The sequence below is a fragment of the Streptomyces sp. NPDC111802 genome (assembly GCF_055634335.1).
Genome location: NZ_JBVKCZ010000048.1, coordinates 1 through 25,590 on the forward strand (window position 1 = coordinate 1; position 25,590 = coordinate 25,590).

Sequence of the window (25,590 nt, forward strand, 5' to 3'; positions counted from 1 at the left end):
GGCACACTGTATGCCGCAGGTGAGCACGTCCCGTGGCAGAAGTACGACATCGATCCGGACCGAGCCGTCGACACGGTATGCGCACGCGCCGGAGCCTCGCTGTCCCCAGCCGCTTGGAACAGGTTCCTCCCCGAAGTCCCCTACCGGCACCTGTGCCGGCCCTGAGCGTCTCGACAGCCTAAGGGGCGGTCAAGGCCGCAGCGCGCGCAGCAGCAGATCCGCGAGGTGGTCGGCGACCTGCTGGGGGCTCATCGGGCCGTCCGGCCGGTACCAGGTCGACAGGTGGTGGACCGACCCGAAGTGGTAGTCGACGACCAGGTCGGCCGGGGTCGCTCTGGAGAAGACGCCCGTCTCCTGGCCCTCCTCGACGAGCGCGCGGAAGCGTTCGTGGTAGCGCCGGCGCTCGGCGCGCACCTGCTTGTTCTTCTCCGGGCTCAGGTGGTGCATCGAGCGGAAGAAGATCATCGCGTCGTCGAGGTTCTCGATGGTCGTCACCACGACGTCCGCCGCCGCGCCCCGAAGCCGCTTCTCGATGGGCTCGTCGGCGCCCGCGAAGGCGTCGAGCCGCTCCTGCTGAACGCGCAGCACGCGCGCGTACACCTCGTGCAGCAGGTCGTCCTTGGAGCCGAAGTAGTGGTACAGCGCCCCCTTGGTGACGCCGGCCGCCTCGACGATCTCCTGCACCGAGGTGCGGTCGTAGCCCTGCTCGGCGAAGAGCCGGGTGGCGGCGGCGAGCAGCCGCTGCGGGACGGGCGTACCGTCTCCGTCCGTCGTCCTGGCCACTGTGCCGCCACCTGCCTTTCAGCTCTGCTTCTGCTGGTCGTTCGCGCGGGAGCGAAGTTCCCGCCGGAGGATCTTCCCACTCGCCGTCTTGGGCAAGTCGGGCAGGACCTCCACCTGCCTCGGGTATTTGTAGGCGGCCAGTCTCTCCCGGCAGTACGCGGCGAGTGCGTCGGGGTCGGCTTCGGCACCCGGACGGAGGCTGATGTACGCCTTGACGGTCTCGCCGCGGTACCCGTCGGGCACCCCGACCACGGCCGCCTCGCGCACCGCCGGGTGTGTGTAGAGCACGTCCTCGACCTCGCGCGGCCACACCTTGAAGCCGGACGCGTTGATCATGTCCTTCTTGCGGTCGACGACGTAGAGCCAGCCCTCGGCGTCCATGAAGCCGATGTCGCCGGTGCGCAGCTCGCCGTCGGGGAAGGTCTCGGCGGTGGCGTCGGGGCGCCGCCAGTAGCCGGGGACGACCTGCGGTCCCCGTACGACGATCTCGCCCTGCTCGCCGAACGGCGCCTCCTCGCCCAGGTCGTCGACGATCCGGACGACCGTCTCGGGGCCCGGCACGCCCACGGCGAGCGTCCCGGAGACCGGGTCGACGGGGGCCTCGTGGGCGGGTGGGACGGAGGCGCAGGGGGCGGTGCACTCGGTGAGGCCGTAGCCGTTGCGGATGTACGGCCCGAAGGCGGCCCGGAACTTCTCCACCAGGGCGGGCGGCAGCGGGGCGCCGCCCGAGGAGATGTTGACGAAGGAGGCGAAGTGGTCGCGGGTGACGGCCGGGTGCGCCGCCAGCGCCATGAAGGCGGTCGACGGGCCGACGGTGTAGTGGGGCCCGTGCTCGGCGAACGCGTCGAGCACGACACCCGCCTCGAAGCGGTACGCCAGCACGAGCTTGCCGGCGCTGTTGAGGCAGGCACCGAACTGGGCGACCATCCCGGTGATGTGGAACAGGGGCGCCATCGCGAAGTAGACGGGCGCCTCGGGCAGTCCCAGGCCGGTGCGCTGCCGCTCGGCGTTGTACATGATGTTGCCGTGCGTGTTGGTGGCGCCCTTGGGGGCGCCGCTGGTGCCCGAGGTGTAGCTGATCAGCGCGATGTCGGACGGGCCGGGCTCGCGGCCTTCCGGCGCCTTGTGCCCGCCGCGGGCGACCGTGGCCAGGTCGTCGGCGTCACCGGCCTGCGGGAGCCGCTCGAAGGTCAGCACGCGCGCGTCATCGCGGGTCTGGAAGTCCAGCTCACACCCGGTGAGCACGATCCGCACCGGCGAACCGGCCACCGTCTCGCGCAGATACGACTCCCAGGCCCGGTCGGAACAGATCAGCGCGGCCACGTCGCCGTCCCGCAGGACATGGGTGACCTCCCCCGACTTGTACATCGGGTTGACGGGCACGACGACCGCCCCCGCCTTCCAGGCGCCGAGCACGGCGAGCACGAAGTGCGGGGAGTTCTGCAGCAGGACCGCCACGCGCTCACCGCGCTCCAGTCCGCGATCGGCGAGGTGCCCGGCGACGGAGTCGCTGAGCTCGTCGACCTCGCCGTAGGTCAGGCGGCCGTCGAAGTAGGCGAGGAACTCGCGCTCCGGGGTCTCGGCGGCGGCCCGGCGCAGCGCGTGCACGAGGGAGTCGGCCGGGGCTATCGGGGCGCGCTGGGCGTCGTTCAGCAGGGGCAGCCAGGGCTTGGCCGCGTACCGGGAGCCGGTCACCGGGCCTCCTCCCACTTCTGCTGGAGGTGGTTCATGCCGGCCAGCCAGCGGTCGGGATCACCGGCCCGCGCCTCGTAGAACCCGCCGACCTCGGGGTGCGGCAGGATCAGGAAGCGGTCCTCCGCCATCCCCTTGAACAGGGCGTCCGCCACATCCTCCGGGGCGATGGCGGTGGGCTTGAGCACCAGGTCACCCGCGGTGCCGGTGGCGGCGAGCATGTCGGTGCGCACACCCTGCGGGCAGATCGCGTGAACCTTGATCCCGCGGTGCCGGTACGTCAGTGACAGGTACTCGGCGAAGGCGTACGCCCCGTGCTTGGTGACGGCGTAGGGCGCGGCACCGATCATCGTGAGCAGCCCGGCGGCGGAGACGGTGGAGACGAAGCGTCCGCTGCCGCGCTCCAGCCACTCGGGAAGCAGGGCGTGCGCCGCGCGGACGTGGGCCATGACATTGACGTCCCAGGACAGCGACCAGGACTTCTCGTCGCCGAGGTCGTCGAGGTCGGGCCCGCCGAAGGCGACGCCGGCGTTGGCGCAGTAGACGTCGATGGCACCGCCGAGCGCGTCCCGGGCCTCGGCGACGATGGCGGAGGCGTCGCCGGGCACCGCGATGCCGCCGATCTCCTCGGCGACCGCTTTCGCGCGCCCCGCATCCAGGTCGTTGACGACGACGCGAGCTCCCTCGGCGGCGAAGCGCCGGGCCAGGGCCGCGCCGATGCCACCCCCAGCCCCGGTAACGACGACTCCGGCACCCTGAACGGCTTCCACCATCGGTCTCCTTCGACTGCGGCTCCCTTATGAGCGCCAGACTAACCGGTCGGTATGTGACAAGGAAGGGGCACTGCATCGCCCCTAAGGGGCGCGGGGAACTGCGCGACAAGCCACGGACAACCGGCACCTTCCCCACAACCTGCGGGAGCAATACCGTGCCCCCCATGCGCCTATCCAGACGAGCCCTACTCGCGGCGACAACGGCAGCAGCATCCCTCCCTTCCGCAGCGGCGGCGGCGTCCGAACGCCACAAGCCACTGCGCACCGGTTTCGAGCGCCTCACGGCCGACGGCTACTCCGTCCTCCACGGCCAGAAGGTCGGGATCGTCACCAACCCCACCGGCGTCACCAGGGACGTCCGCCACATCGTAGACGTCATGCACGCCGACGAAAGGGTGAACCTGAGGGCCGTGTTCGGCCCCGAACACGGCTTCCGCGGCACCGCCCAGGCAGGCGGCTCCGAAGGCCACTACGACGACCCGGCGACCGGCCTGCCCGTCTACGACACCTATCTCAAGAGCGGTCAGCCACTCGCCGACATCTTCACCACCTCCGGCGTCGACACGATCGTCTTCGACATCCAGGACGTGGGCGCCCGCTTCTACACATACATCTGGACCCTCTACGACTGCATGGAGGCGGCCCAGCTCGCCGGCAAGCGCTTCGTCGTACTGGACCGGCCGAACCCGGTGACCGGACGTGCGGCCCAAGGTCCGGTCCTGCACCAGGAGTTCGCCAGCTTCGTGGGCCGCCGCCCCATCTCCCAGGCCCACGGCATGACCGTCGCCGAGCTGGCGCGGCTGTTCAACGGGGAGTTCCTGACCACCCCGGTGCCCCTGGAGACCGTACGGATGACGGGCTGGAAGCGATCCGAGTTCTACGACGCGTGGGGCCTGCCCTGGGTGCCGCCGAGCCCGAACATGCCGACCCCGGACACCGCCCTCGTCTACTCCGGCACCTGTCTCTTCGAGGGCACGAACCTCTCGGAGGGCCGCGGCACCACCCGCCCCTTCGAACTGCTCGGCGCGGAGGGCATCGACGGCCGTTGGGCGGCGGCGGCCAACGAACTCGGCCTGCCCGGCATGCACTTCAGGGAGGCGTACTTCGCGCCCACGTTCTCCAAGTTCCAGGGCAGGACCATCGGCGGCGTACAGATCCATGTGCGCGACCGAGCCGCCTACGACCCCGTCCGCACCGGAATCGCCCTGCTGGTGACCGCCAAGAAGGCCTGGAGCGGCTTCGCCTGGCGCCCGGACAACTGGATCGACAAGCTCACCGGCTCCACCCGGGTCCGCACGATGATCGACGCGGGCGCGAACACCGACGAGGTGGTGGCGGGCTGGCAACAGGAGCTGGCGGCGTTCCGGCGGGTCCGCAGGGAGTACCTGCTGTACAAATGAGCGGCCCGCGGATGGGTGACGACGTATGGCCAATCCCGCCAGGTAGCAGGACGATGCGCCCGTACAGCACCACTACGGGGGCCGAGGGGGCCTGTCATGGCGGATCCGGCAGTGAGCGTGACTCCCTACTGGGAGCTGACCTTCGACGCGGACGGGGACCCGGACGCCGGCAGACGGGACCGGCTGCTGGCCGGCGTGGCGCAGCACGGCGTCCGTGATCTGATCGTCTTCGCGCACGGCTGGAACAACGACCGCTCGGGCGCGACCCGGCTCTACGACGGCTTCTTCGCGCCGATCCCGCAGCTCGCGCCGGAGGCGAGGATCGGGTACGTGGGCGTGGTCTGGCCGTCGATGCGGTTCTCGGACGAGCCGATCCCAGACTTTCCGCGGGCCGTGGCGGCCGAGATGCCGCGTCGGCCGGTGCTCGACAAGGACACGCGGCACGCGCTGCTGGAGACGTTCCCGGGGCGGGCGACCGTGATCGACCAGATCGCGCGGCTGCTGGACCAGCAGCCGCGCGAGGAGGCCGAGTTGGAGGAGTTCGGGCGGCTGGTGCGGATGCTGGTGGACGTGGTGCCGCCGGGGCCGCAGGCGCTGTTCGCGGCGGACACGCTGCGCGAGGGGGTGCCGCAGGACTCACCGGACCTGTTCTCGGGCTCCACCGCGGCCCTGTGCGAGGAGTTCGCGCGGACGCTGACGCATCTCGAACCGCCCGACGCGGCGCCGGACGGTGGCGTGGCCTCCTTCTCGCTGCCCAACCCGTGGGAGGGCGCGCACGAGTTGCTGCGGCAGGCGACGTACTACGCGATGAAGCGGCGCGCGGGGACGGTCGGTGAGCGCGGGCTCGGCCGGGTCGTCGGGCAACTGGCCGCGCGGGAGCCCGAGGTGCGGGTGCATCTCGTGGGGCACAGCTTCGGCGCGCGGCTGGTGTCGTTCGCGTTGCGCGGGCTGCCGAAGGGGGTGCGGACCGTGAAGTCCGTGACCCTGCTGCAAGGCGCCTTCTCGCACTACGCGTTCGCGTCCCGGCTGCCGCACGACGCCCATGCGGGCGGGGTGCTGGAGGGCCAGCACAAACGTATCGACGGACCACTGGTGTGCTGCTACTCGCGGCATGACTCGGCGCTGTCCACGATGTACCCGCTGGCCTCCCGTATGGCGGGCGACGCACGGGGGATCGCGGCGCCGGACGTCGGGCGGCTGCTGGGTGACAAGTGGGGTGCGATGGGGCACGACGGGGTGCGGGCGGTGCCGGGGACGAAGTCGCTGAAGCTGGCCGACGCCCTGGAGGCGACGCTGCCGGCGTCGGGGTGCGTGAACGTCGACGCGACGGCGGTGGTCAGACGGGGCGGGCCGCCCACGGGGGCGCACAGCGACATCGTGCACCGGGAGCTGGCGCGGCTGGTGCTGGCGGCGGGCCGTATCCGCTGACCCGCCGCCGGCCGCTCACCGTCACCGGTGTGACGTGAACTCCACGACCTGCTGATACGTCGGCCGGTTCTGCCAGCTGATCCGGCCGTGCTTGATGCCGCCGAGGGTGCGCTGGACGATCGAGTCGGCACACCACTGGTCGCCCGCCGAGCGCTGGTCGTCGCCGGGGTAGACCTGGGCCGCGGTCTTGCCCGCCGCCTCCTTCAGGGTGCTGATCAGGAGGTCCCGGCAGGCGCCGAGGCTGCCGCCGCCGCAGTACTTCTGTGCGAGCGGGCCCTGCACGGGCTCACCGAGCACGGCCCGGATGTCCTTGTCGACGTAGCTCCACCAGCCGTACTGGAAGGAGCTTCCGGCGTGCGAGCCGGTCGGCCCGTGGGCTGCCGACGGGGACTCGTCGATGGGCAGGTTGTCCGTCATCGCGCCGTACAGCTCGCTGCCGAGCCCCGGCTCGAACTCGGCCTTCACCAGCAGCGGCCACCACGCGTCCAGGATGCGGATCGCGTCGGCGTCGGCGTATGTCTTCGAACCGGCCGATGTCTCGGTGCGCTTGCCGCCCGCCGTCAGCCACGCCTGCAGCTTGCTCACGGCCGCCGCGGCCGTGGGGTCGGTCACGGTCGAGCCGCCCACGACCTTGAGCAGGTCGGGCAGCACGTCCTCGGCCCGCAGATCGGCAAGGCCCGCCTCCGCCATGGCCTTCACCAGCGAGGCCCGGGTCACACCGCCCGCGGCGACCAGCTTCCTCACCCGGTTCTCCAGCAGGTTGCCGCGGTGGACCGAGCCGTCGCCCCAGGGCGCGGTCGTGTACTCCTTGGCCTGCTTGTTGTTCCAGGAGATGTAGTAGTCCTGGTCGATGGAGTTGGGGTGCTCGGACGCCGGGGTGTACTGCGCCGTGTTCTTCGCCGGGTCCCAGCCCCGCCACTCGTACGTCTGCCGCGCCCACACCGGGAACTCCGCGTCGACGCCGGTCGCCCGGACCGGGTTGTCGCCGCTGTTGTAGTAGGCGGTGTGCTCGGAGTCGGCGTAGAACCAGTTGAAGGTGTAGTTGATGTGCTGCACCGCCTTCTGGAAGTCCTCGGGGCCCTTGACGTAGTCCGGGTCGTTCAGCATCTGGAAGCCGATGATCGAGTCGGCCTCGTGCAGGTAGGACGAGCGCAGGGTGGTGTAGGCGACCCTCTTGCCGCCGACGGTCGCGCGGTGGGTGACGGGACCGTACTTCGTGCGCCAGACCCGCATCGTGTACGAGCCGGCGGGGGTGCTGTCGGCGGTCGTGGGCTTCCAGGCGTTCTTCTGCTCGATCTTCTCCATCGCGGTGCAGGTGCCGCGGTACAGGTAGTGGTGGTCGTCCTGGCACAGCTCGACGGCGTAGGTGTCGATGATGTCCTGGCCGGAGGTGGTGGCGCTCCATGAGTAGTCCTGGCCGCGGCCGAGCTCGACGTACATGCTCAGGCCGGCGAAGGAGGCGCCGCGGGCGCTGATGCCGGGGCCCTGGATCTCCTGGAGCAGAAGCAGCTGGGGGGCGAAGTAGCCGGTCTGCGGGCCGAAGACGGCGACCGGATGGCCGCTCGCGGTGTGCTCGCCGCTCACCACCAGGGCGTTGGACATGCCCCGCTTGGCCGAGGTCATGGCGGTCCGAGCCGCCGTGGCGGAGGCGGTGCCCGCGGCGGAGCCGGCCGCGCTGCCCGTACGGTCGTACACGAGCTGTTCCTCGGTCACCGAGCCGGCGTCGGGCAGGGCCTCGCCCTGCGGGTCGGTGGGGCGGGTGGCGTACGAGAAGCTCTTGTCGTGGACGGTGACGACCGCCTCGGGGTCGTTGCGCTCGCGGAACGACTCCCAGACCCTGGTGCCCTCGGCCACGCCGTACTTCTCCTGCGCGGCCAGCAGCGAGATCGCGTTGTTGACCTCGCCGCCGCCTCCGGAGCCGAACAGCGCGCCGATGACGGAGCCCAGCGCGACCAGGTCGGTCTGCTTGAAGTGCTCGATCGTGCCGGCGTTGGTGATGGAGTCCTTGTGGCCGGTCAGGACGTACTCGCCAGGGAAGTAGCGGCCGCTGTCGGAGGCGTCGATATAGGCGTTGATGCCGTCGAGATAGGCGTTGGCATCGGCGAGGGCCTGCCGGCCGCGTTCGCCGTTGGAGGCGACGGCGTTGTCGATCTGGGCCTGCAGATCGGCCTCGGTGTAGGGCGCGTTGCGCCAGAACTGCTGCTCAAGACCCTGGTTGGAGGGCGCGCCGCCGGCGAAGGAGGTCAGCCCGCCACGCCCGACGTGCCGGAAGACGTCCATCAGCCACAGCCGGTCCTGGGCGGCGGCATAGCCCACGCCGAACTCAGTGCCGTATCTGGTGGTACCGGTGATGTGCGGTACGCCCGTCTTCTTGTCACGGACGATCGTCACGTCGCCGCGCCCGGCTGGACTGACGGTGGAGGCGACTTGATCGGACGGGACGCCGAACGAGGCGTCGTTGAAGAAGTTGTTGATCGTCGCGTTGGTGAGGCCGGAGTAGCCCTTGGCCAGGCCGGCGTAGGGACCCAGCTGGTCGGAGGCGTGTTCCGGCATGGTGCCGAAGGCCTGGTTGAGGAGGACCTGCGCCAGGGTGGCGTTGCCGTTCTGGCCCGGCGGCAGTATGTCGGAGCACTGGTTCCCGCAGTGGTCGTTCGCGGCAGTGACCTCCGTCACTGCCGCCCGGGACGCGGCGACCGCCGGGGAAAGTGGCGACAAAAGACCGGCGATCAGGGCGCATATGGATGCGGTCTTCAGGAACCCGGGGAATCTGCCGGGAGTTCTCAGTCTGTCCGGGGAGTGGCTCAAGTGACGCCTTGGCATGGCAGCTCCTACCGACGAGGGTGGGCCGAAAGTGTTACCGGCGGTATCCCCGGGATTGAAGATGAACATGCGTCACCTTTTCGGGTCGCCAGGACTCGCCAGGGAGGTCATGGGAAATCGGATGGAGCCGAATCGCTTGTCGATACGTCTATTCGGCGACGTCCGAACGACGACGCCGAAGTGACCGAAGTACAGGTGCAGGTGTGACGGAGGTGCAGGGCGATGGCCGGTTTCCGGAGTCTGGCGAGACAGGTGCGCGATCCGCGGTGCGATCTCGCGCTGCGACGCTACTCGCTGCGGAAGTGCCTTGAGCGATTCGCTCCTTACGGGCACAGGGCGACCTGGGACCATTTGTGCTCCCGGGCGGGATTCGGTCCGGAGGACCGGTCCCCCGACCCGGCGCGGCTCGTGGCCGCGTTGGAAGAACTGGAAGAGGCGCGTTCGGTCTGGCTGGCCTACGAGGTCGAGTTCGCCGAGCGACGCAAGAAGGAAAAGCACGACGGACTGCGCAGGCCGGGCAGCGTGGACGACTGGCACCGGCTGACCTGGGGCGGTTTCGGAGTCGCCTGGTGCGACGATCCCCAGGTCCACCCGGATGAACCCCTGGCCGAGGTGCTGCGCCGACTGATCTCCGCGCTGGAGCGCGAGCCGGGCTCGGAGTGCCCGGTGTGCTGCGGGGACCGGCTGATCTGGATGTACGACCTCGCCCATGAACCGTCGTCGGGCCCGGTCTGCACGGTGTGCGGGATCGTGGTGCCGCGCCCGGTGCTCACGCCCGAGGCGCTGGCGGCGTCGCGGCGCGGACGGCGGCTGCTCGTGTCCGCCTAGTACGACGGGGGTGCGCCGGGGATGCCGCACCCCCTATTGCCGGCCTTTCTCGTTGCGGGGTCGTTCGCGGGCCGTTCGTCGCAGGGTCGTTCGTCGCAGGTTCGTTGTCAGTGGTGACTGGCACCATCGAGACATGATCCAGGTGTGTCTCAACGGGCCCCGAGGGGCGGGCGACGGAGCGGCGGTACCGCTCTCGCCGACGGCGCTGGCCGACGCCGCGGCCGAGGCCGTAGTGGCCGGTGCCACGGACATCCATGTCCATCCCAAGACCCCCTGCGGCCAGGACAGCCTGTCCCCGCGCGTGCTCGCGCCGACGCTGGAGGAGATACGCGCGCGAGTGTCGGTGCCGGTCGGTGTGACCACGGGCGCATGGGCGGAACCGGATCCCGGCGCACGGCTGGAGCGCGTCCGAAGCTGGACGGTCCTGCCGGACCACGCCTCGGTCAACTGGCACGAGCCGGGCGCCGAGGAGCTGGCGGCGGCGCTGCTGGAGCGGGGCGTGGGCGTGGAGGCGGGCATCTGGTCCGGCACGGACGGAGCGGCGCGTTTCGCGGTCTCGCGGCTGGGGCCAAGGGTGTTGCGGGTTCTGGCGGAGGTGACGGACACATCGCCGGAGACAGCCGAGCGGACCGCCCATGACCTCCTGACCGACCTTGGCCCGGCGTTCGGCCGCCCGGTGCTGTTGCACGGGGAGGACGGGGGCGCGTGGCCGGTGCTGCGGCTGGCGGGGCGGCTGGGGCTTGCGACGCGGATCGGCCTGGAGGACACGCTGGTCCTGCCGGACGGTGAACGGGCCCGGTCCAATGCTCAGTTGGTGGCCGAGGGACTGGTCCAGTACGGGTGGGCCCGACGCTCGTCATAGGGCAGGGGCGGGGCGAGGACGGATCGCGACGGTAGCAGTCCGTAAACCGCTCGCTCCAGCCCTTTCCCGTCCGGACAGTTGGGGGCGATGAAACGAGACCCGAGGTCCTGAAGGAGCCCCTCATGTCGACGCTGCGCGTCACCGCCGAAGTGCTGACCGTCCATGAACATCCCAACGCCGACGCGCTGGAGCTGGCCCAGGTGGGTCTGTACCGCGCCGTCGTCGCCAAGGGCGCGTACCGCACCGGCGAGGCCGCCGTGTACATCCCCGAGCAGTCCGTGCTCCCGGTCGAGCTGATCGAGGAGCTGGGGCTGACCGGGCGGCTGGCGGGGAGCAGCGCCGACCGGGTCAAGGCGGTGCGGCTGCGCGGTGAGCTGTCGCAGGGGATCGTGTGCCGGCCGAAGGTGCTGGCCGGCGTCGACCTCACACGGGCGGCCTCGGAGGGCACGGACTTCGCCGAGCGGCTGGGGATCACCAAGTGGGTACCGCCGATCCCGCCGACGATGTCCGGTGACGTGGAGTCGGCGCCGGATCTGCTGCCTTGGGTCGACATCGAGAACATCCAGCGGTATCCGGACATCTTCACGCCCGGTGAGCCGGTGGTGCTGACCGAGAAGCTGCACGGGTCGGCGTGTCTGCTGACGTATGTCGCCGACGAGGGCCGGGTCCAGGTCTCCTCCAAGGGTTTCGGCGCGAAGTCGCTGGCACTGCGCGAGGAGTCGCGGAATCTGTACTGGCGGGCGGTACGCGGGCACGGCGTCGCCGAGGCGGCCGCTCGACTGGCCGAGCGGCTCGGGGCCCGGCGGGTCGGGATCTTCGGTGAGGTGTTCGGGGCGGGCGTGCAGGACCTGACGTACGGCGCCGACGGGCGACGGGAGACGTTGGGGTACGCCGCGTTCGATGTGTCCGCGGAGATCGACGGCCGGGTGGAGTGGCTGGACGCGGCGGACGTACTGGAGGGCGAACTGCCTTTGGTACCGCGGCTGTTCGAGGGTCCCTTCGACATCGAGCGGGTGCTGGAGGTCGCGAGCGGGCGGGAGACGGTGTCCGGGCGGGAGCTGCATCTGCGGGAGGGTGTGGTGATACGTCCCGTCGTCGAGCGGTACAGCGCGGTGACCGGGGGGCGGGCGATCGCGAAGGCCGTCAGTCCGGCCTATCTGACGCGCAAGGGCGGGACCGAGTACGAGTAAGCGGGCGCCGCCTTCCGGCAGGCGCCCGACGCCGGGGCCGGTGCGGGGTCAGGTCGCTCACGCCCTGTCATCCGGCCCTGCCGGCACCCTTCCCCTTCTGCCCGCCGCCCCCTTGCTCCGCCATCAGACGAGACCCCGTGAGGCGTTCGCCGAAGACATCGTCCGGGTTGGAGAGGACACAGGTGTCCAGCGAGAGGCAGCCGCAGCCGATGCAGTCGGTCAAGTGATCGCGGAGGCGGTTCAGTTGATTGATGCGCTCGTCCAGTTCCGAGCGCCAGGCCTGCGACAGACGTGCCCAGTCCTCATGGGTGGGCGTGCGCTCCTCGGGGAGTTCGGCGAGGGCCTCGCGGATCGTGGCCAGGGGGATGCCGACACGTTGCGCGGCCCGGACGAAGGCCACCCGGCGCAGGGTGTCACGGGTGTAGCGGCGTTGGTTGCCGGTGGTGCGGCTGCTGCTGATCAGGCCCTTGGACTCGTAGAAGTGCAGGGCGGAGACCGCGGCACCACTACGCGCGGACAGCTGGCCGACGGTGAGCTCGTGGATCTTCTCGGGGATCTGGGGCACCCCTCAAACCTACCTACCCGGCCATCGCCCCGATCCGTTGACAGGGGTCCCGTCACCTAGCATGCTAAGCAGTCGCTTAGAGAAGTGGCGCAGGCATCACTCACAGACATACGTGACGCGGGAGGCCGGGACATGGCAGAGCCGAGGATCTTCACCTCCGCCGACGACCTGAAGTCGGCGGTGGGCGAGCAGCTGGGGTACACGGACTGGCTGGAGGTCGACCAGAAGCGGATCGACCTGTTCGCCGAGGCCACCGGCGATCATCAGTGGATCCATGTCGATCCGGAGAAGGCCGCTTCCGGGCCCTTCGGGACCACCATCGCCCACGGGTATCTCACACTGTCGCTGCTTCCGCTCTTCGGCCCCCAGCTCATCAAGGTCGAGGGCGTGAAGATGGGCGTCAACTACGGGACGAACAAGGTTCGTTTCCCCGCCCCGGTCCCGGTGGGGTCGAGGCTGCGCGCCACCGCCACCATCACCGGGGTCGAGGACGTGACGGGCGGCATCCAGGTCGCCGTCGCCTTCACCGTGGAGCGCGAGGGCGGGGACAAGCCGGTCTGCGTGGCCGAGTCCGTCGCGCGGTACTACCTGTAGCGGGGCCGCAGCGGGCACCAGCAGCGGCCGGGCCTACTTCGCCCCCACCATCCGCAGCACGAGGTCGGCGTACAGTGCGCCGACCTCGTCCGGTGTCCAGGGGCCGTCGACGTTGAACCAGCGGGCCACGTCGATGCACAGCGACAGCACCGCGAGGGTGGTGCCCTTCACGTCCAGCACATCGAACTCGCCGGCCGCCACACCGTCCTCGATGATCCCGCGTACCTCGGCGTCGCACTGCCGCCGCAGCGCGAGGATCTCGGCGCGGGCGTCGGGGCCGAGCGAGTCCAGCTCGTACTGCACGACCCGCGCGGTGGTGCGCCCCCCGGCGTGCCAGCGGACGAAGGAGCCCACGGCGTCGGCGAGCCGCTCGGCCGCGCTGCCCTCGCGCCGGGCCGCCGTCCGCAGGATCTCCAGGGCCTTCTCGTGGCCGATCCTGCTGATGCGGTGCAGCAGCTCTTCCTTGGTCTTGTAGTGGATGTAGAGCGCTGCCGGGCTCATACCGGCGCGGCCCGCGATGTCACGGGTCGTCGTGGCGTGGTAGCCGCGCTCGGCGAAGGCCTCCACGGCGGCGATCAGCAGCCGCCGGGCCGCGTCGGGGGTGACCTCGGCCCACGCCGACGCATCGCCGCCGGCCGTCTCCTCCGCCGTACTCATCGCTCACTCGCCCCTCTCGAAGACAGAGGGACCACCATACCGCCCAAGGTGAGCGAGCGCTTAGCGTGGCGGCCCGGAGGGTCTGGGAGGTCCAGGAGGTCCAGGAGGTCCAGGAGGTCTCGGAGCCGTCAGAGCTTTTCGAAGGGGTGGTACGCGCGATCCGCGGCCTCCTGCCGGTCCCGGATCACCTTGGAGAGCGTGAACGCGGAGGTGACGAGGTACAGGACGGCGATCCCGAGGAAGGCGCGCACCCAGGCGTCGGCGTTCAGCTTGAAGATGCCGATGGCGGTCGCGGCCATGGCGACCGCGAAGGAGGCGACGGCCTGGCCGTAGAAGGCCGCCGTGTTCTGCTGCTTGCCCGATGCGTCACTCATGGGGACAAGGGTCGGCGGATATGGCCGCCGCCACATCCGCCGAAGTACCTAGAAGGTACTCAGAAAGCCGAAACCCCGGTCAGCGCCCGGCCGATGAGCAGCTTCTGGATCTGGCTCGTGCCCTCGTAGAGGGTCATCACCCGGGCGTCGCGCAGCAGCTTGCCCGCCGGATACTCGTCGATGTAGCCGTAGCCGCCGAAGACCTGGAGTGCGTTGTTGGCGGCGCGTACGGCGGCCTCCGAGGCGAAGAGCTTGGCCTTGGAGGACTCCACGGCGAAGGGCTGGCCCCGGTCGATCAGGTCGGCGACCCGCCAGGTCAGCAGCCGGGCCGCGTCCACGTCGACGGCGATGTCGCTGATCAGCTCCTGGACCAGCTGATGGTGGGCGATGGACCTGCCGAACTGCTCACGCTCACCGGCGTACCGGACGGCCGCGTCCAGCGCGGCCTGGGCTATGCCGACGCATCCCGCGGCGACCGACATCCGCCCCTTGGCCAGGGCGGACATCGCGACCGAGAAGCCCTTGCCCTCCTCCCCCAGCAGGGCCGCCGCCGGCACCCGTACGTCCTGAAGGACCAGTTCGGCGGTGGCCTGGCCGCGCAGGCCGAGCTTGCCGTGGATCGTGCGGCGGGTCAGGCCGGGCGTGTCGGTGGGGACGAGGAAGGCGGAGACGCCCTTGTGGCCCGGCGCGTCGGTGGAGCGGGCGAAGAGCAGGACGACGTCGGCCCAGGTGCCGTTGGTGATGAACATCTTGGTGCCGTTGAGGACGTAGTCGTCGCCGTCACGCACCGCCCGTGTGGTGAGGTTGCCCGCGTCGGAGCCCGTGCCCGGCTCGGTGAGGCCGAAGCAGCCGACCAGCTCGCCCGCGGTGAGCCCCGGCAGCCAGCGGCGCCTTTGCTCCTCGCTCCCCCAGGCGGCGATCGTCTTGGCGACCAGACCCAGGGAGACCGACACGATGCCGCGCACCGAGGAGTCGCCCCTGCCCAGCTCCTCCGTGACCAGGCAGTACGCCAGGTGGTCGCCGCCGGAGCCGCCGTACTCCTCGTCGATGGTCAGGCCCAGGAAGCCGACCTCGCCGAGCTTCTTGACGATCGAGCGGTCGACCTCCTCGGCGCGGTCCCACGCGACGACGTTCGGGGCGATCTCGCGGTCCACGAAGTCCCGGGCGAGCCGCCGGACGGCGGTCTGCTCCTCGCTGAGCTCCAGGTTCATGCAGAGTCACCCCACAGTCGGTGGACGCGGACGGTCGTGGATCGAAAGCCGTGCATTTAAATTAGCACTGCTAGTTTCTGGTCGGCAGCCCTACTATGTGCGCCATGGCCCGACCGCGCAAGCCCCTCCTCAGCTACGACCGGATCGTCGAGACGGCTCGCGAACTCGTGGACGCGGAAGGCCTGTCGGCCGTCTCCACGCGCCGGCTCGCCGCCGAGCTGGGCGTGAGCGGGCCGTCCCTGTACAACCACTTCCGCACGAAGGACGAGATCCTGGAGGCGGTCGCCGACTCGGTGAGCGGCCAGGTCGACCTGTCGATGTTCGAGGACGGCCGGGACTGGCGGACCGCGCTGCACGACTGGGCGGTCTCCTATCGGGCGGCCCTGCGCGACCACCCGAACATCGTGCCCGTCCTCGCCCGCGGCCCCGGCCGCCGTCCGGCCGCGCTGCGGCTCGCCGACGCGGTCTACGGCGCGATGGTCGAGGCGGGCTGGCCGCCGCCGCAGGCCACGTCCATCGGCGCGCTGATGCGGTACTTCATCATGGGCTCGGCGCTCGGCTCGTTCGCCGGGGGCTTCGTGGACGACGCGAGCGCGTACGACCCGTCCGACTACCCGCACCTCGGGCAGGCCCACCTGCTCGCCGAGCAGCAGGAGAAGATCGACGAGCGGGCCTTCGAGACGGGGCTGACGGCGCTGCTGGACGGGCTGGCGCGGCAGTACGAGCAGGCCGCAAAGGCGTAGTCATCCTTCGGCCGGCACCGAAGTGTCCGTGCCGCATCCTGGACGCATGACCACCAGGGATCCACAGGCCCTCCAGCTGGCCCGGCTCGCCGCGCTCATCGCCGACGAGACCCGGGCCGCCTGTCTGCTGGCGCTGCTCGACGGCCGGGCGTGGACCGCCGGTGAGCTGGCGCGGCACGCCGGGGTCGCCGCCTCGACACTGAGCGAGCACCTGGGCAAGCTCGTCGCGGGCGGCCTGCTGGCCGAGGAGCGGCAGGGACGGCATCGGTACGTCCGGCTGGCCGACGCGCGGATCGCCCAGCTCGTGGAGGACCTGGCGGCCCATGTGGCGCCGGGGACGACCCGACGGCCCCGGACGCTACGGGAGGCCGGCGCGGGCTCGGCGATGGCCAGGGGCCGCACCTGCTACGACCATCTCGCCGGGCGGCTCGGCATCGCGGTCACCGACGCGCTGACCTCGCAGGGGCTGCTGCGCCAGGACACCGGGTTCGCGCTGACGGACACGGGGCTCGGCTGGTTCGAGTCCACCGGCATCTCCCTCGACCGGTCGAGCCGACGCCCCCTGGCACGTGCCTGCCTCGACTGGACGGAGCGCCGCCCCCACCTGGCCGGGGTCGCCGGCGCCACGCTGTGCCGGCACGCGCTGGAGGCGGGGTGGTGCGTGCGGATCGGGTCGGAGCGGGCCGTGAAAGTGACTCCGTCGGGAGAGCGGGCGCTGGGCAGGCTGCTGGGTATCGAGGCGGGGGCGTTGCGGTGAGGGGGCGGCGGCTTGTGTCGGGTGCGGGGTGCCTGCGGGGTGCCGGGTGTCGGGCGCGGGTGTGTGGGGGGCTGGTCGCGCAGTTCCCCGCGCCCCTGGTGGGCTGCAGTTGGCGCAACTCTGCCGGCCGCCCCGGGTCACAGCCCCGGACCCCACACCTCCGAGGCGAAGGCGTTGCGGTGAGGCGGCGGCTCAGGGGGCGGCGGCTTGTGTCGGGGGCCGGGTGCGGGTGTGTGGGGGCTTGTCGCGCAGTTCCCCGCGCCCCTGGTGGGCTGCAGTTGGCGTAACTCCGATCGCCGCCCCGCGCCCCTGGTGGGCTGCAGTTGGCGTAACCCTGTCCGCCGCCGCGCGCCTCTGGTGGGCTGCAGTCGGCGTAACTCTGCCCGCCGCCGCGCGCCTCTGGTGGGCTGCAGTCGGCGTAACTCTGCCCGCCGCCCCGCGCCCCGGACCCCGCGCCCCGGACCTGTGCCTCGTCCGAAATCCGCCAGCCTCGTTCGTTTTCCCTTCCTAGCCTCTGGAGCATGATGAACGCCTCCCCTGCCCGCCGTACGGAGTTGCTCGCCGCCGGTGGCGCCACCGTCACCGTCGTGTTGTGGGCCTCCGCCTTCGTCTCCATCCGCAGTGCGGGGGCCGAGTACTCGCCGGGTGCGCTCGCGCTCGGGAGGCTGCTCGTCGGCGCCCTGGTGCTGGGGGTCATCTGCCTGGTCCGGCGGGAGGGGCTGCCGCCCCGGGCGGCGTGGCCCGGGATCGCGATATCGGGCCTGCTGTGGTTCGGCTTCTACAGCGTCGTGCTGAACTGGGGCGAGCAGCAGGTGGACGCCGGTACGGCGGCGCTGGTCGTGAACATCGGGCCCCTGCTCATCGCGCTGCTGGGGGCCAGACTGCTCGGCGACCCGATGCCGCCGAGGCTGCTGGCGGGGATGGCGGTGTCGTTCGCCGGTGCGGTGACCGTGGGGCTGTCGATGTCGGGCGGGGGCGGATCGTCGGTGCTCGGGGTGGTGCTGTGTCTGCTCGCGGCGGTCGGTTACGCGGGCGGCGCGGTGGCGCAGAAGCCGGCCCTCGGCCACGCGAGCGCGCTCCAGGTGACGACCTTCGGGTGTCTGGTCGGGGCGGTTCTCTGCCTGCCCTTCTCCGGGCAGCTCGTCGACGACGTGGCCGACGCCTCGGTGCCCGCGACCCTCAACCTGGTCTATCTGGGCGTCTTCTCCCTGGCGCTCGCCTTCACGACTTGGGCGTACGCCCTGGCCCGCACGACCGCCAGCCGTATGGGCGCGACCACGTACGCGGTGCCCGCGCTGGTCGTGCTGATGTCCTGGCTGGCGCTCGGCGAGGTGCCGGGGCCGCTCACACTGGCGGGCGGGGCGCTGTGCCTGGCCGGTGTCGCCGTGTCGCGGTCCCGGACCCGGTCCGCCCGGGTCGTGGCAACCGCGCCACAACCCGAGCAGGCCCGTGAGTCAGCGTGAACGCGCCCTGTCCGCGAGCACCTTGATGGACAGCAGCGCGATCACCGCGAGACCGATGATGTAGGCGGACACCGCCATCGAGGTACCGGCGGCCTCCAGCAGCAGCACCATGATGAACGGGGCGAGCCCGCCGCCGAGCACGGCCGCGATCTGGTAGCCGAGGGAGGCGCCCGTGTAGCGCATCTCGGGCGTGAACAACTCGGCGAACAGGGCCGCCTGGGGGCCGTACATGATGCTGAGGAAGCAGCTGGCGACGAATGTGCCGACCGCCAGCCACAGCAGCGACCCGGTGTCGATCAGCAGGAACAGCGGTACGGCCCACAGGGCGATGCCGACGGCGCCGAGCGCGTAGATCCGGATACGGCCGACCTTGTCCGAGAGCGCGGCGGCGGCCGGGATCAGCACCAGCTGGGTGAGGCTGACGCAGAGCGAGACGGTGAGGACCGCGCCCTTCTCCATGTCGAGTTCCCGGGTCGTGTAGTCGAGGACGCCGGTGATCAGGATGTAGAAGGTCGCGGTGTTGACGGCGAAGGAGCCGCCGGCGAGGAGGACCGTGCTCAGGTGGCCGCGCAGGATCGTGCGCAGGGGGCTGCTCTGCTCGGCCTTCTCCTTCTCGGCCAGCGCCTGTTCGGCCTGGCGGAATTCGGGGGTCTCCTCGACGCGGGTGTGGATGTACCAGGCGAGCGCGAGGACGAGCAGGCCGATCAGGAACGGCACGCGCCAGCCCCACGCCGCGAACTGCGCGTCGGTGGTGAAGGCCCCGGCGAGCAGGAAGACGGTGTTGGCGGTCACCACGCCGATGGGGACGCCGAGTTGGACGACGCTGCCGTAGATGCCGCGCTTGCCCTCGGGGGCGTACTCGGTGGCCAGCAGCATCGCGCCGCCCCACTGGGCGCCGACCGCGACGCCCTGGGCGATGCGCAGGACGACGAGCAGGATCGGGGCGGCGACGCCGATCGTGTCGTACGTGGGGAGCAGGCCGATGCCGGTGGTGGCGATGCCCATGAGGGTGAGCGCGAGGACCAGCATCGGCTTGCGGCCCCGTTTGTCGCCGAGCTGGCCCGCGACGATGCCGCCGATGGGACGGGCCAGGAATCCGACGGCGAAGGTGGCGAAGGCGGCGAGCACTCCGGCGGTGGAGCTGCCGGCCGGGAAGTACAGGTCGCCGAGGACGAGCGCGGCGGCGATGCCGAAGACGAAGTAGTCGTACCACTCGACGGCCGAGGCGAGAGCCGCGGCGGTGGCGACGCGACGGCGGTTGCCGACGGCCGGAGCAGTGAGGGTGAGCGGCTGGGCGGAAGGTGCCGTGTCCATGCGTGCACACTCCGGTGGGTGCGGGGACGGAACGGGGGGTGGCTCGGGTTCCGGGGACCGTACTGACCGGACGGTATGGACGTCAACGGGTCGCGCGGTAGGAGTTTTACCTGCACATGGCATGACGAGCGGGCGTGGACATGCCGAAGTCCCCGGTCTCGCGCGGAGACCGGGGCACGCGGCGGGCAGGGCTAGAACACGACCAGCGCCCTGCCGCCCTTCCCCGCGATCATGTTCTCGAACGCCGCCGGGATTCCGTCCAGCGCGATTCGTTCCGTCACCAGCGCGCCCAGGTCCAGGCGCCCGGCGCGTACGTGCTCGGCCAGCACCGGCAGGTCCCGTGCCGGGTCGGAGTTGCCGTATACACAGCCGGAGAGGGTGCGGCCCCAGTGGAAGATCTCCAGGGCGTTGAAGGTGACCTGCTGGTCCTTGCCGCCGATGCCGACGACCGTGGTGCGGCCGCCGCGGCGGGTGGCGTCCCAGGCGGCGCGGATCGTGGTCGCCCGGCCCACGCACTCCACGGACACGTCCACGCCCTGCTTGTCCGTCAGGCCCCGGATCTCGCGGGCGGTGTTCTCGGAGGCGACGACGTAGTCGGTGGCTCCCGCCGCGCGCGCCAGTTCCTCCTTCGCCGGGGAGACATCGACCGCGACGATCTTCGCCGCACCCGCGATCCGGGCCGACTGGAGGGCGGCGAGGCCCACGCCTCCGACGCCGAACACCGCGACGGTCTCCCCCGCCCGGACCCGCGCCGAGTGGTGCACGGCGCCGTAACCGGTGAGCACGGCACAGCCCAGCAGGGCGGCGTCGGTGAGCGGGACGCCGTCCGGGAGCGGCAGCAGGCAGCCCTCCGGGACCACCGTCTCCTCGGCGAACGCGGCGACGTTCAGACCGGGATGGAGGTCGGTGCCGTCCGCAGTACGGGCATAGATGTCGGCGGCGCCGTTCAGCGCGTTGGCGCACAGCCACACCTCACCCAGCCCGCAGGCGTGGCAACTGCCGCAGGACGGGGCCCAGTTGAGGACCACGTCGGCACCCGGCGCGACCCGCGTGACCCCCTCCCCCACGGCCACCACCGTGCCCGCGCCCTCGTGGCCCAGGACCGCGGGGACGGGGACGCGCATGGTCCCGTTGGACAGGGACAGGTCGGAGTGGCAGACGCCGGCGGCGGCGAGTCGGACGCGGACCTGGCCGGGTCCGGGGTCGGGCAGGTCGATGTCGGTGACCTCCAGGGGGGCACCGATGGCGGGCAGGACGGCGGCGCGAACCATGTGCGGGCTCCTCAGAACTGCAGGGACTTGGTCTGGAGATACTCGGCCAGGCCGTGCGTGCCGAGCTCACGGCCGACGCCCGACTGCTTGTACCCCCCGAAGGGGGCGCGGACGTTGAAGCGCCCGCCGTTGATGTCGACCTGACCGGTGTCCATCCGGCGCGCGAAGGCCACGGCCTCCGCCTCCTCGCCGGCCCAGACCGCGCCCGCGAGGCCGTAGACCGTGCCGGTGGCGATCCGCAGGGCGTCCTCCTCGTCCTCGTACCGCAGGATGGACAGGACCGGGCCGAAGATCTCCTCCTGCGCGATGGTCATCTCGGGGGTCACGTCCGCGAAGACGGTCGGGCTGACGAAGTAGCCCTGCTCGCGCGGAGGTTCGCTGCCGCCGGCGACCAGCCGGGCTCCCTCGGCGACGCCCTTCTCGATGTAGCCGAGCACCCGCGCCCGCTGCTTGGCGCTGACCACCGGGCCGATGCGCTCGCCGTACTTCGCGGCGGCGGTTGCGGCCAGCTCCACGGCCTCGTCGTACTGGTCGGCGTGCACCAGCATCCGCGTCCAGGCGCTGCACGTCTGCCCGGAGTTGGACATGACGTTGGCGACGCCGACATTGACCGCGGCGGCCAGGTCGGCGCTCGGCAGGATGACGTTGGCGGACTTTCCGCCGAGTTCCAGGGCGACCTTCTTGATCGCCGCGCCTGCCACCGCGCCGATCTGCCGGCCGACGGCGGTGGAGCCGGTGAAGGAGACCAGGTCGACGCCCGGATGCTCGGCGAGCGCCTGTCCCGCGACCGGGCCGAGGCCGGTGACCAGGTTGAAGACGCCCGCCGGGACGCCGGCCTCGTGCACCGCCTCGGCGAAGAGCTGGGCGACCAGCGGGGTGTCCTCGGCGGGCTTCAGGACCACCGTGCAGCCGGTCGCCAGCGCCGGGGCGACCTTGGCGACGATCTGGTGGAGCGGGTAGTTCCAGGGCGTGATCGCCCCGACCACGCCGATGGGTTCGAGGTACACGGTGGAGTTGCCGACCTTCTCCTCGAAGGCGTACGTCGCCGCGAGTTCGGCGTAGGTGCCCGCGACCGCGATGGGCGCGCCCGCGTGGACCGACTGGGAGAACTTCAGCGGCGAGCCGAGTTCGGCGGTGACCGTCTCGGCGATCTCGTCCTTGCGGGCCGCCAGGGCGTCCCGGAGGGCGGCCAGCCGTGCGGCCCGTTCGGCGGGCGGGGTCGCGGCCCAGCCAGGGAAGGCGCTGCGGGCGGCTCGTACGGCGGTGTCGACGTCGGCGGCGGTGCCGGCCGGGACCCTGCCGATGACCTGCTCGTCGGCCGGGTTCACCACCTCGATCACATCCCGGCCGGCGGCGGGGCGCCACGCGCCGTCGATGTACATGCCGTCGTGTGCCTTCATCACGCTTCCTCCCGGGCGGGCCACATCATCGTCCGACCCATAAACTAGCGGCGTTAGTTTTTGGGCGCCAGCGGTATCGCCATGCGGCTCCGCCGCGCGACCCATGACATCAGAAGTCGACGCGCGCCTCGTCGTCCACCCTCCCCACCGCCTCCTGACCGTCTGGATGGTCAGCCCGTCCGGAAAGTGCAGCGTGACCTCCTCGCCGACGAGCGCCATGAACCGCTCGTCGGTGACCTCCGGGCCGCTGTCCGGGCGCGAAGGGCACGTTCACGGCCCATAACTGGCTATACCGGGCGGACTTCACTCCTCCAGATCGGGCAGCCGCGCCGGATCCGGGCAGATTCGCTCTCCGTGCTGGTCGAAGACGAACAGGTGGGCGATGTCGACGAGAAGGGGGACCTGCATGCCGTGCCGTAGTTCGATGTCGGGGGTGGTGCGGACGATGAGGTCACCGGGGAGGCGGCCCTCCGGCGGGGCGGGGTCGGGGCCGGCGTCGGCCGGGTGCTCCAGCGTCACCACGGGGCCGGCGCGCAGGGCGGCGGCGCGGCCGCGAAGCCGGTCGAGCACCGTGCCGGCCTCACGGCGCCGGCGCCGGACCGGGGGAAGGGGGCGCGGGGCCTCCAGGTCGGGTACGACGGCCGGCCGGGAGCCGGTGTTGAAGTGGACGAGGACCTCGTGGCCCTGGAACTCCACATGCTCGACGAGACCGGTGATGTGCGCCTCGCCGGGGCGGGCGGCGGCGGGCTTGGCGATGCGGACCGCCTCCGAACGCAGGCCCACGATGACCTCGCGGCCCTGCTGCACACGGAGCAACTGGTGGTCCAGGGACAGCGGTTCGGGCAGCCGGAGGTACTGCTTGCCGAGGCTGATGGTCATCGCGCCGTCCAGCGGGGCTCGCACCACGCCGCGCAGCAGGTTGATGCGCGGGATACCGATGAAGGCGGCGACGAAGACATTGCGGGGCAGCGCGTAGACCGTGCGTGGGGCGCCGACCTGTTGGAGGACGCCGCCGCGCAGCACGGCCACCCGGTCGCCGAGCGACATCGCCTCGGCCTGGTCATGGGTGACGTACACCGTGGTGGCGCCCAGCTTCCGGGTGAGGCCGGAGATTTCGGCGCGCAGGTGGTTGCGGAGTTTGGCGTCGAGGTTGGACAGCGGCTCGTCCATCAGGAACGCGGTGGGGTGCCGGGCGATGGCCCGGCCCATGGCGACGCGCTGGCGTTCGCCGCCGGAGAGCTGCGCCGGGAAGCGGTCGAGGAGGTCCTCGATGCCCAGCATGCGGGCGGTGGCGTCCACCTGTGGGCGCGGATCCGCGCCGGGGGACTCGATGCGCAGCGGGAAGCCGATGTTGTCGCGGCTGGTCATGCTCGGGTAGAGGGCGAAGTTCTGGAAGACCATCGCCATCCGGCGCGCGGCGGGCAGCAGGTCGTTGGCCACCTCGCCGTCCAGCAGCAGTTCACCCTCGTCGATCTCCTCAAGACCGGCGATCATCCTGAGCACGGTGGACTTGCCGCAGCCGGACGGCCCGAGGAGGACGAGGAACTCGCCCGGCTCGATGTCCAGCGAGAGCCGGTCCACGACGCGGACGCCTCGCGTGTATGCCTTGCTCACGTCGTGCAGGGAGATGGCGCGTGTCATGACGGATGCCCCCGGGGGCTCAATCAGGCGCCAGGGCGCGTCCGGCTGCCGGTGTGTACTCCGGCACGCGCGGGTGCCGGACAGGCCCTGGTGCTCCGCGGTCGAACGCTCCGTGCGGGTCGTACGGGGCGTATGAGTCACGGAAGTTAACGGAATGTGTGCGGCCGGGGGAAGGGAACGGGCGGGATCGGGCGCCACGGTCCATCAGGCGGACAAACGGACGCCCGCATTCAGCGCCGGCCGACACCCCTGGGCTCAGCGGTCGCGCTTCGGCTCCCGGGTCGCGGTGAGATGGGCGTAGACGACCACATTGCCCGTGTAGCCGGTCCTGCGGTCGTAGTTGCCGCCGCAGGTGATCAGCCGCAGCTCCGGACGGGATCGGGCCCCGTACACCTCGCGGTTGGGGAACTTGTCCTTCTGGTACGTCTTGATGCGGTCGACGGAGTAGACGGCGGTCCGTCCGTCGGCGCGCCGGATCTCGATGTGTTTGCCGCGTTTCAGTTCACCGAGGCCGCCGAAGACGGCGGGGCCGGTGTCGGTGTCGAGGTGGCCCACGGCGATGGCCGTGCCCTGCTCACCCGGGGAGGGCCCGTCCGCGTACCAGCCGACCAGGTCGGGCTTGTCCTCCGGGGGCGCGGGCAGGCGCCGCCCGCTGTCGAGGCGGAGGTCCATCAGCGGAGCGTCGACGCTGATGTAGGGGATGGCGAGACGGGTCGCGCTGGAGCGGGGCAGCGGTCGAGGGCCGGCGGGGCGCTTGGCGGCCTTCCCGGAACGGGCGGGCCGAGAGGAGGGGGTGGGTGGGGGTGGGGCCTGGGTGGTCGCCGGGACCGTGGTCGGTGCCGTGCCGACGGGAAGGTTCGCGGCTTCGCCGCGGTCGGCCGGTTCGGGCGAAGCCGGCTGCGCGTCGGCGCCCGGACCGCCCGCAGCCGGGCGGGAGTCGGCTCGCAGGCCGGTGCCCTCCCCGCCGGCACCGGAGTCGGTGCCGGCGGCTTGGACCTCGGAGGCCTCGGCGGAGCCCGGAGCGGCCGTACCGGCCCCGGACCCCTCGTGGTCGCACCGGACGCAGACCACCACCAGCGAGACGGTCAGTACGGCCGTCCTCGCCAGCCGGTAGGCGCGCCGGCGATACCAGGGCCTGCGCCTTCTACGCGCCATGCGTACGACGACGGAGCCGGAACCAGATCACCCCGCCCACCGCGGCCAGGCCGACGACGCCGGCGCCGGCGACGGTGGTGAAGGCCTCACCGCGAGCGATGCCGCCGCCCCCGGCCGGCGGACCGCCCTGCGGACCGGGCGGGGGCGTCGTCATCGACGTCCGGCAGTCGACCGTGAACGTCTTCTCACGCTCGCCGCCCGTCATGCCCGTGAACGTCCACGACAGCCGGTACTGGCCGTCGGGCAGATTCAGGTCCTCGGTGTGGCCGATGCCGCCCGCGAGATTGAGGGTCCCGCGCAGTGTGGCGCCGCCCGGCACATTGGGCTGGGTCGCGATGTTCCAGGTGACGGCCGTGATGGTCTCGAAGTTGGCCGCGTCGAGGTAGAACCGGCAGACCCTCGGCTCGTCGATCGCGTCCCCGTACGGCGTGCGCGCGACCCCGTCCCACGGCGCCGTGTGGATCTTGAGGGTGCCATTGTCACCGGGCGCCATCGGCGCGGCTCCCGCCGTCGGCATCCCGGAGAGCGGAGTCAGCGCGGCGGTCAGCGCCGTGACGGCGACAAAGCGCGCTGTGCGGCGTGGAAGAGACGTGGTGGGCATGCGAGTCCTCCGAGTCAGATGATTTTCGTACAAATCGCTCTTCGTCTGACTCTCTTTCACATGTGCAC

General features: G+C 71.3%; 23 protein-coding genes and 1 pseudogene. 9 read left to right on the plus strand and 15 right to left on the minus strand.

The window, feature by feature from the left end:
- Positions 1-189 precede the first annotated feature (189 nt).
- The 3 genes from ACZ7NC_RS37075 to ACZ7NC_RS37085 are packed head-to-tail and all read right to left on the minus strand — an operon-like array spanning position 190 to position 3,248.
- Entirely contained in the window at positions 190-783 is a 594-nt protein-coding gene (locus tag ACZ7NC_RS37075) for a TetR/AcrR family transcriptional regulator (RefSeq protein WP_471495125.1), read from the minus strand.
- An 18-nt stretch (positions 784-801) separates the two neighbouring features.
- Entirely contained in the window at positions 802-2,478 is a 1,677-nt protein-coding gene (locus tag ACZ7NC_RS37080) for a class I adenylate-forming enzyme family protein (protein WP_471495127.1), read from the minus strand.
- Positions 2,475-3,248 (minus strand): SDR family oxidoreductase, encoded by a 774-nt coding sequence (locus ACZ7NC_RS37085; protein WP_471495129.1) that lies wholly within the window; start codon positions 3,246-3,248, stop codon positions 2,475-2,477. Before ACZ7NC_RS37085 ends, ACZ7NC_RS37080 begins: the two co-directional genes overlap by 4 nt.
- A 164-nt stretch (positions 3,249-3,412) precedes the next feature.
- On the opposite strand from ACZ7NC_RS37085, the gene ACZ7NC_RS37090 reads away from it, so the two are divergent.
- Both ACZ7NC_RS37090 and ACZ7NC_RS37095 read left to right on the plus strand, forming a co-directional pair.
- Positions 3,413-4,648 (plus strand): exo-beta-N-acetylmuramidase NamZ family protein, encoded by a 1,236-nt coding sequence (locus ACZ7NC_RS37090; protein WP_471495131.1) that lies wholly within the window; start codon positions 3,413-3,415, stop codon positions 4,646-4,648.
- Between the two features lie 96 nt (positions 4,649-4,744).
- Positions 4,745-6,076, plus strand: a complete 1,332-nt coding sequence (locus ACZ7NC_RS37095) for a serine-threonine protein kinase (protein ID WP_471495133.1) — start codon at positions 4,745-4,747, stop codon at positions 6,074-6,076.
- 21 nt (positions 6,077-6,097) lie between these two features.
- Here the strand turns inward: ACZ7NC_RS37095 and ACZ7NC_RS37100 are convergent, their stop codons facing one another.
- Complete coding sequence (locus ACZ7NC_RS37100) at positions 6,098-8,896, minus strand: penicillin acylase family protein (RefSeq protein ID WP_471495135.1); 2,799 nt, start codon at positions 8,894-8,896, stop codon at positions 6,098-6,100.
- Positions 8,897-9,118: 222 nt separating this feature from the next.
- Here ACZ7NC_RS37100 and ACZ7NC_RS37105 point away from each other — a divergent pair, with 222 nt between their 5' ends.
- From ACZ7NC_RS37105 to ACZ7NC_RS37115, 3 genes are all read left to right on the plus strand, one after another.
- The gene (locus ACZ7NC_RS37105) at positions 9,119-9,724 is read left to right on the plus strand and encodes a hypothetical protein (protein ID WP_471495137.1); all 606 of its coding nucleotides are present in this window, start codon (positions 9,119-9,121) and stop codon (positions 9,722-9,724) included.
- Positions 9,725-9,857: 133 nt separating this feature from the next.
- Positions 9,858-10,586 (plus strand): 3-keto-5-aminohexanoate cleavage protein, encoded by a 729-nt coding sequence (locus tag ACZ7NC_RS37110; RefSeq protein ID WP_471495139.1) that lies wholly within the window; start codon positions 9,858-9,860, stop codon positions 10,584-10,586.
- A 122-nt stretch (positions 10,587-10,708) separates the two neighbouring features.
- The gene (locus ACZ7NC_RS37115; protein ID WP_471495141.1) at positions 10,709-11,776 is read left to right on the plus strand and encodes an RNA ligase (ATP); all 1,068 of its coding nucleotides are present in this window, start codon (positions 10,709-10,711) and stop codon (positions 11,774-11,776) included.
- A gap of 67 nt (positions 11,777-11,843) precedes the next feature.
- Here the strand turns inward: ACZ7NC_RS37115 and soxR are convergent, their stop codons facing one another.
- Positions 11,844-12,341 carry a redox-sensitive transcriptional activator SoxR gene (gene soxR, locus ACZ7NC_RS37120; protein WP_471495143.1) on the minus strand — a complete coding sequence of 166 codons (498 nt, stop codon included), beginning with the start codon at positions 12,339-12,341 and terminating at the stop codon, positions 11,844-11,846.
- A gap of 132 nt (positions 12,342-12,473) precedes the next feature.
- Between soxR and ACZ7NC_RS37125 the strand changes: the two genes are divergently transcribed.
- On the plus strand, positions 12,474-12,935 hold the full coding sequence (locus tag ACZ7NC_RS37125; RefSeq protein ID WP_471495145.1) for a MaoC family dehydratase: 462 nt from the start codon (positions 12,474-12,476) through the stop codon (positions 12,933-12,935).
- A gap of 33 nt (positions 12,936-12,968) precedes the next feature.
- Here ACZ7NC_RS37125 and ACZ7NC_RS37130 read toward each other — a convergent pair whose 3' ends face one another.
- From ACZ7NC_RS37130 to ACZ7NC_RS37140, 3 genes are all read right to left on the minus strand, one after another.
- Positions 12,969-13,592, minus strand: a complete 624-nt coding sequence (locus ACZ7NC_RS37130) for a TetR/AcrR family transcriptional regulator (RefSeq protein ID WP_471495147.1) — start codon at positions 13,590-13,592, stop codon at positions 12,969-12,971.
- A gap of 128 nt (positions 13,593-13,720) precedes the next feature.
- Positions 13,721-13,966 (minus strand): YiaA/YiaB family inner membrane protein, encoded by a 246-nt coding sequence (locus ACZ7NC_RS37135; RefSeq protein WP_471495149.1) that lies wholly within the window; start codon positions 13,964-13,966, stop codon positions 13,721-13,723.
- A gap of 59 nt (positions 13,967-14,025) precedes the next feature.
- Entirely contained in the window at positions 14,026-15,177 is a 1,152-nt protein-coding gene (locus ACZ7NC_RS37140; protein ID WP_471495151.1) for an acyl-CoA dehydrogenase family protein, read from the minus strand.
- Positions 15,178-15,281: 104 nt separating this feature from the next.
- Here ACZ7NC_RS37140 and ACZ7NC_RS37145 point away from each other — a divergent pair, with 104 nt between their 5' ends.
- From ACZ7NC_RS37145 to ACZ7NC_RS37155, 3 genes are all read left to right on the plus strand, one after another.
- Entirely contained in the window at positions 15,282-15,920 is a 639-nt protein-coding gene (locus ACZ7NC_RS37145; RefSeq protein ID WP_471495153.1) for a TetR/AcrR family transcriptional regulator, read from the plus strand.
- 46 nt (positions 15,921-15,966) lie between these two features.
- Positions 15,967-16,677, plus strand: coding sequence for an ArsR/SmtB family transcription factor (locus ACZ7NC_RS37150; RefSeq protein WP_471495155.1), 711 nt, complete (start codon positions 15,967-15,969; stop codon positions 16,675-16,677).
- A gap of 521 nt (positions 16,678-17,198) precedes the next feature.
- Positions 17,199-18,140, plus strand: coding sequence for a DMT family transporter (locus ACZ7NC_RS37155; RefSeq protein WP_471495157.1), 942 nt, complete (start codon positions 17,199-17,201; stop codon positions 18,138-18,140).
- Here the strand turns inward: ACZ7NC_RS37155 and ACZ7NC_RS37160 are convergent.
- The 7 genes and pseudogenes from ACZ7NC_RS37160 to ACZ7NC_RS37190 form a co-directional block, all read right to left on the minus strand.
- Positions 18,132-19,454 carry an MFS transporter gene (locus tag ACZ7NC_RS37160; RefSeq protein WP_471495159.1) on the minus strand — a complete coding sequence of 441 codons (1,323 nt, stop codon included), beginning with the start codon at positions 19,452-19,454 and terminating at the stop codon, positions 18,132-18,134. The genes ACZ7NC_RS37155 and ACZ7NC_RS37160 overlap by 9 nt on opposite strands.
- 191 nt (positions 19,455-19,645) lie before the next feature.
- Positions 19,646-20,725, minus strand: a complete 1,080-nt coding sequence (locus tag ACZ7NC_RS37165; protein WP_471495161.1) for a Zn-dependent alcohol dehydrogenase — start codon at positions 20,723-20,725, stop codon at positions 19,646-19,648.
- 11 nt (positions 20,726-20,736) lie between these two features.
- Entirely contained in the window at positions 20,737-22,125 is a 1,389-nt protein-coding gene (locus ACZ7NC_RS37170) for an aldehyde dehydrogenase family protein (protein ID WP_471495163.1), read from the minus strand.
- 141 nt (positions 22,126-22,266) lie between these two features.
- Positions 22,267-22,374, minus strand: a pseudogene (locus ACZ7NC_RS37175) (DUF3574 domain-containing protein); the annotation flags it as partial.
- Positions 22,375-22,428: 54 nt separating this feature from the next.
- Positions 22,429-23,766, minus strand: coding sequence for an ABC transporter ATP-binding protein (locus ACZ7NC_RS37180; protein ID WP_471495165.1), 1,338 nt, complete (start codon positions 23,764-23,766; stop codon positions 22,429-22,431).
- Between the two features lie 255 nt (positions 23,767-24,021).
- Positions 24,022-24,921 (minus strand): class F sortase, encoded by a 900-nt coding sequence (locus ACZ7NC_RS37185; RefSeq protein WP_471495167.1) that lies wholly within the window; start codon positions 24,919-24,921, stop codon positions 24,022-24,024.
- Positions 24,911-25,522 (minus strand): hypothetical protein, encoded by a 612-nt coding sequence (locus tag ACZ7NC_RS37190; protein ID WP_471495169.1) that lies wholly within the window; start codon positions 25,520-25,522, stop codon positions 24,911-24,913. Before ACZ7NC_RS37190 ends, ACZ7NC_RS37185 begins: the two co-directional genes overlap by 11 nt.
- Between the last annotated feature and the right edge of the window lie 68 nt (positions 25,523-25,590).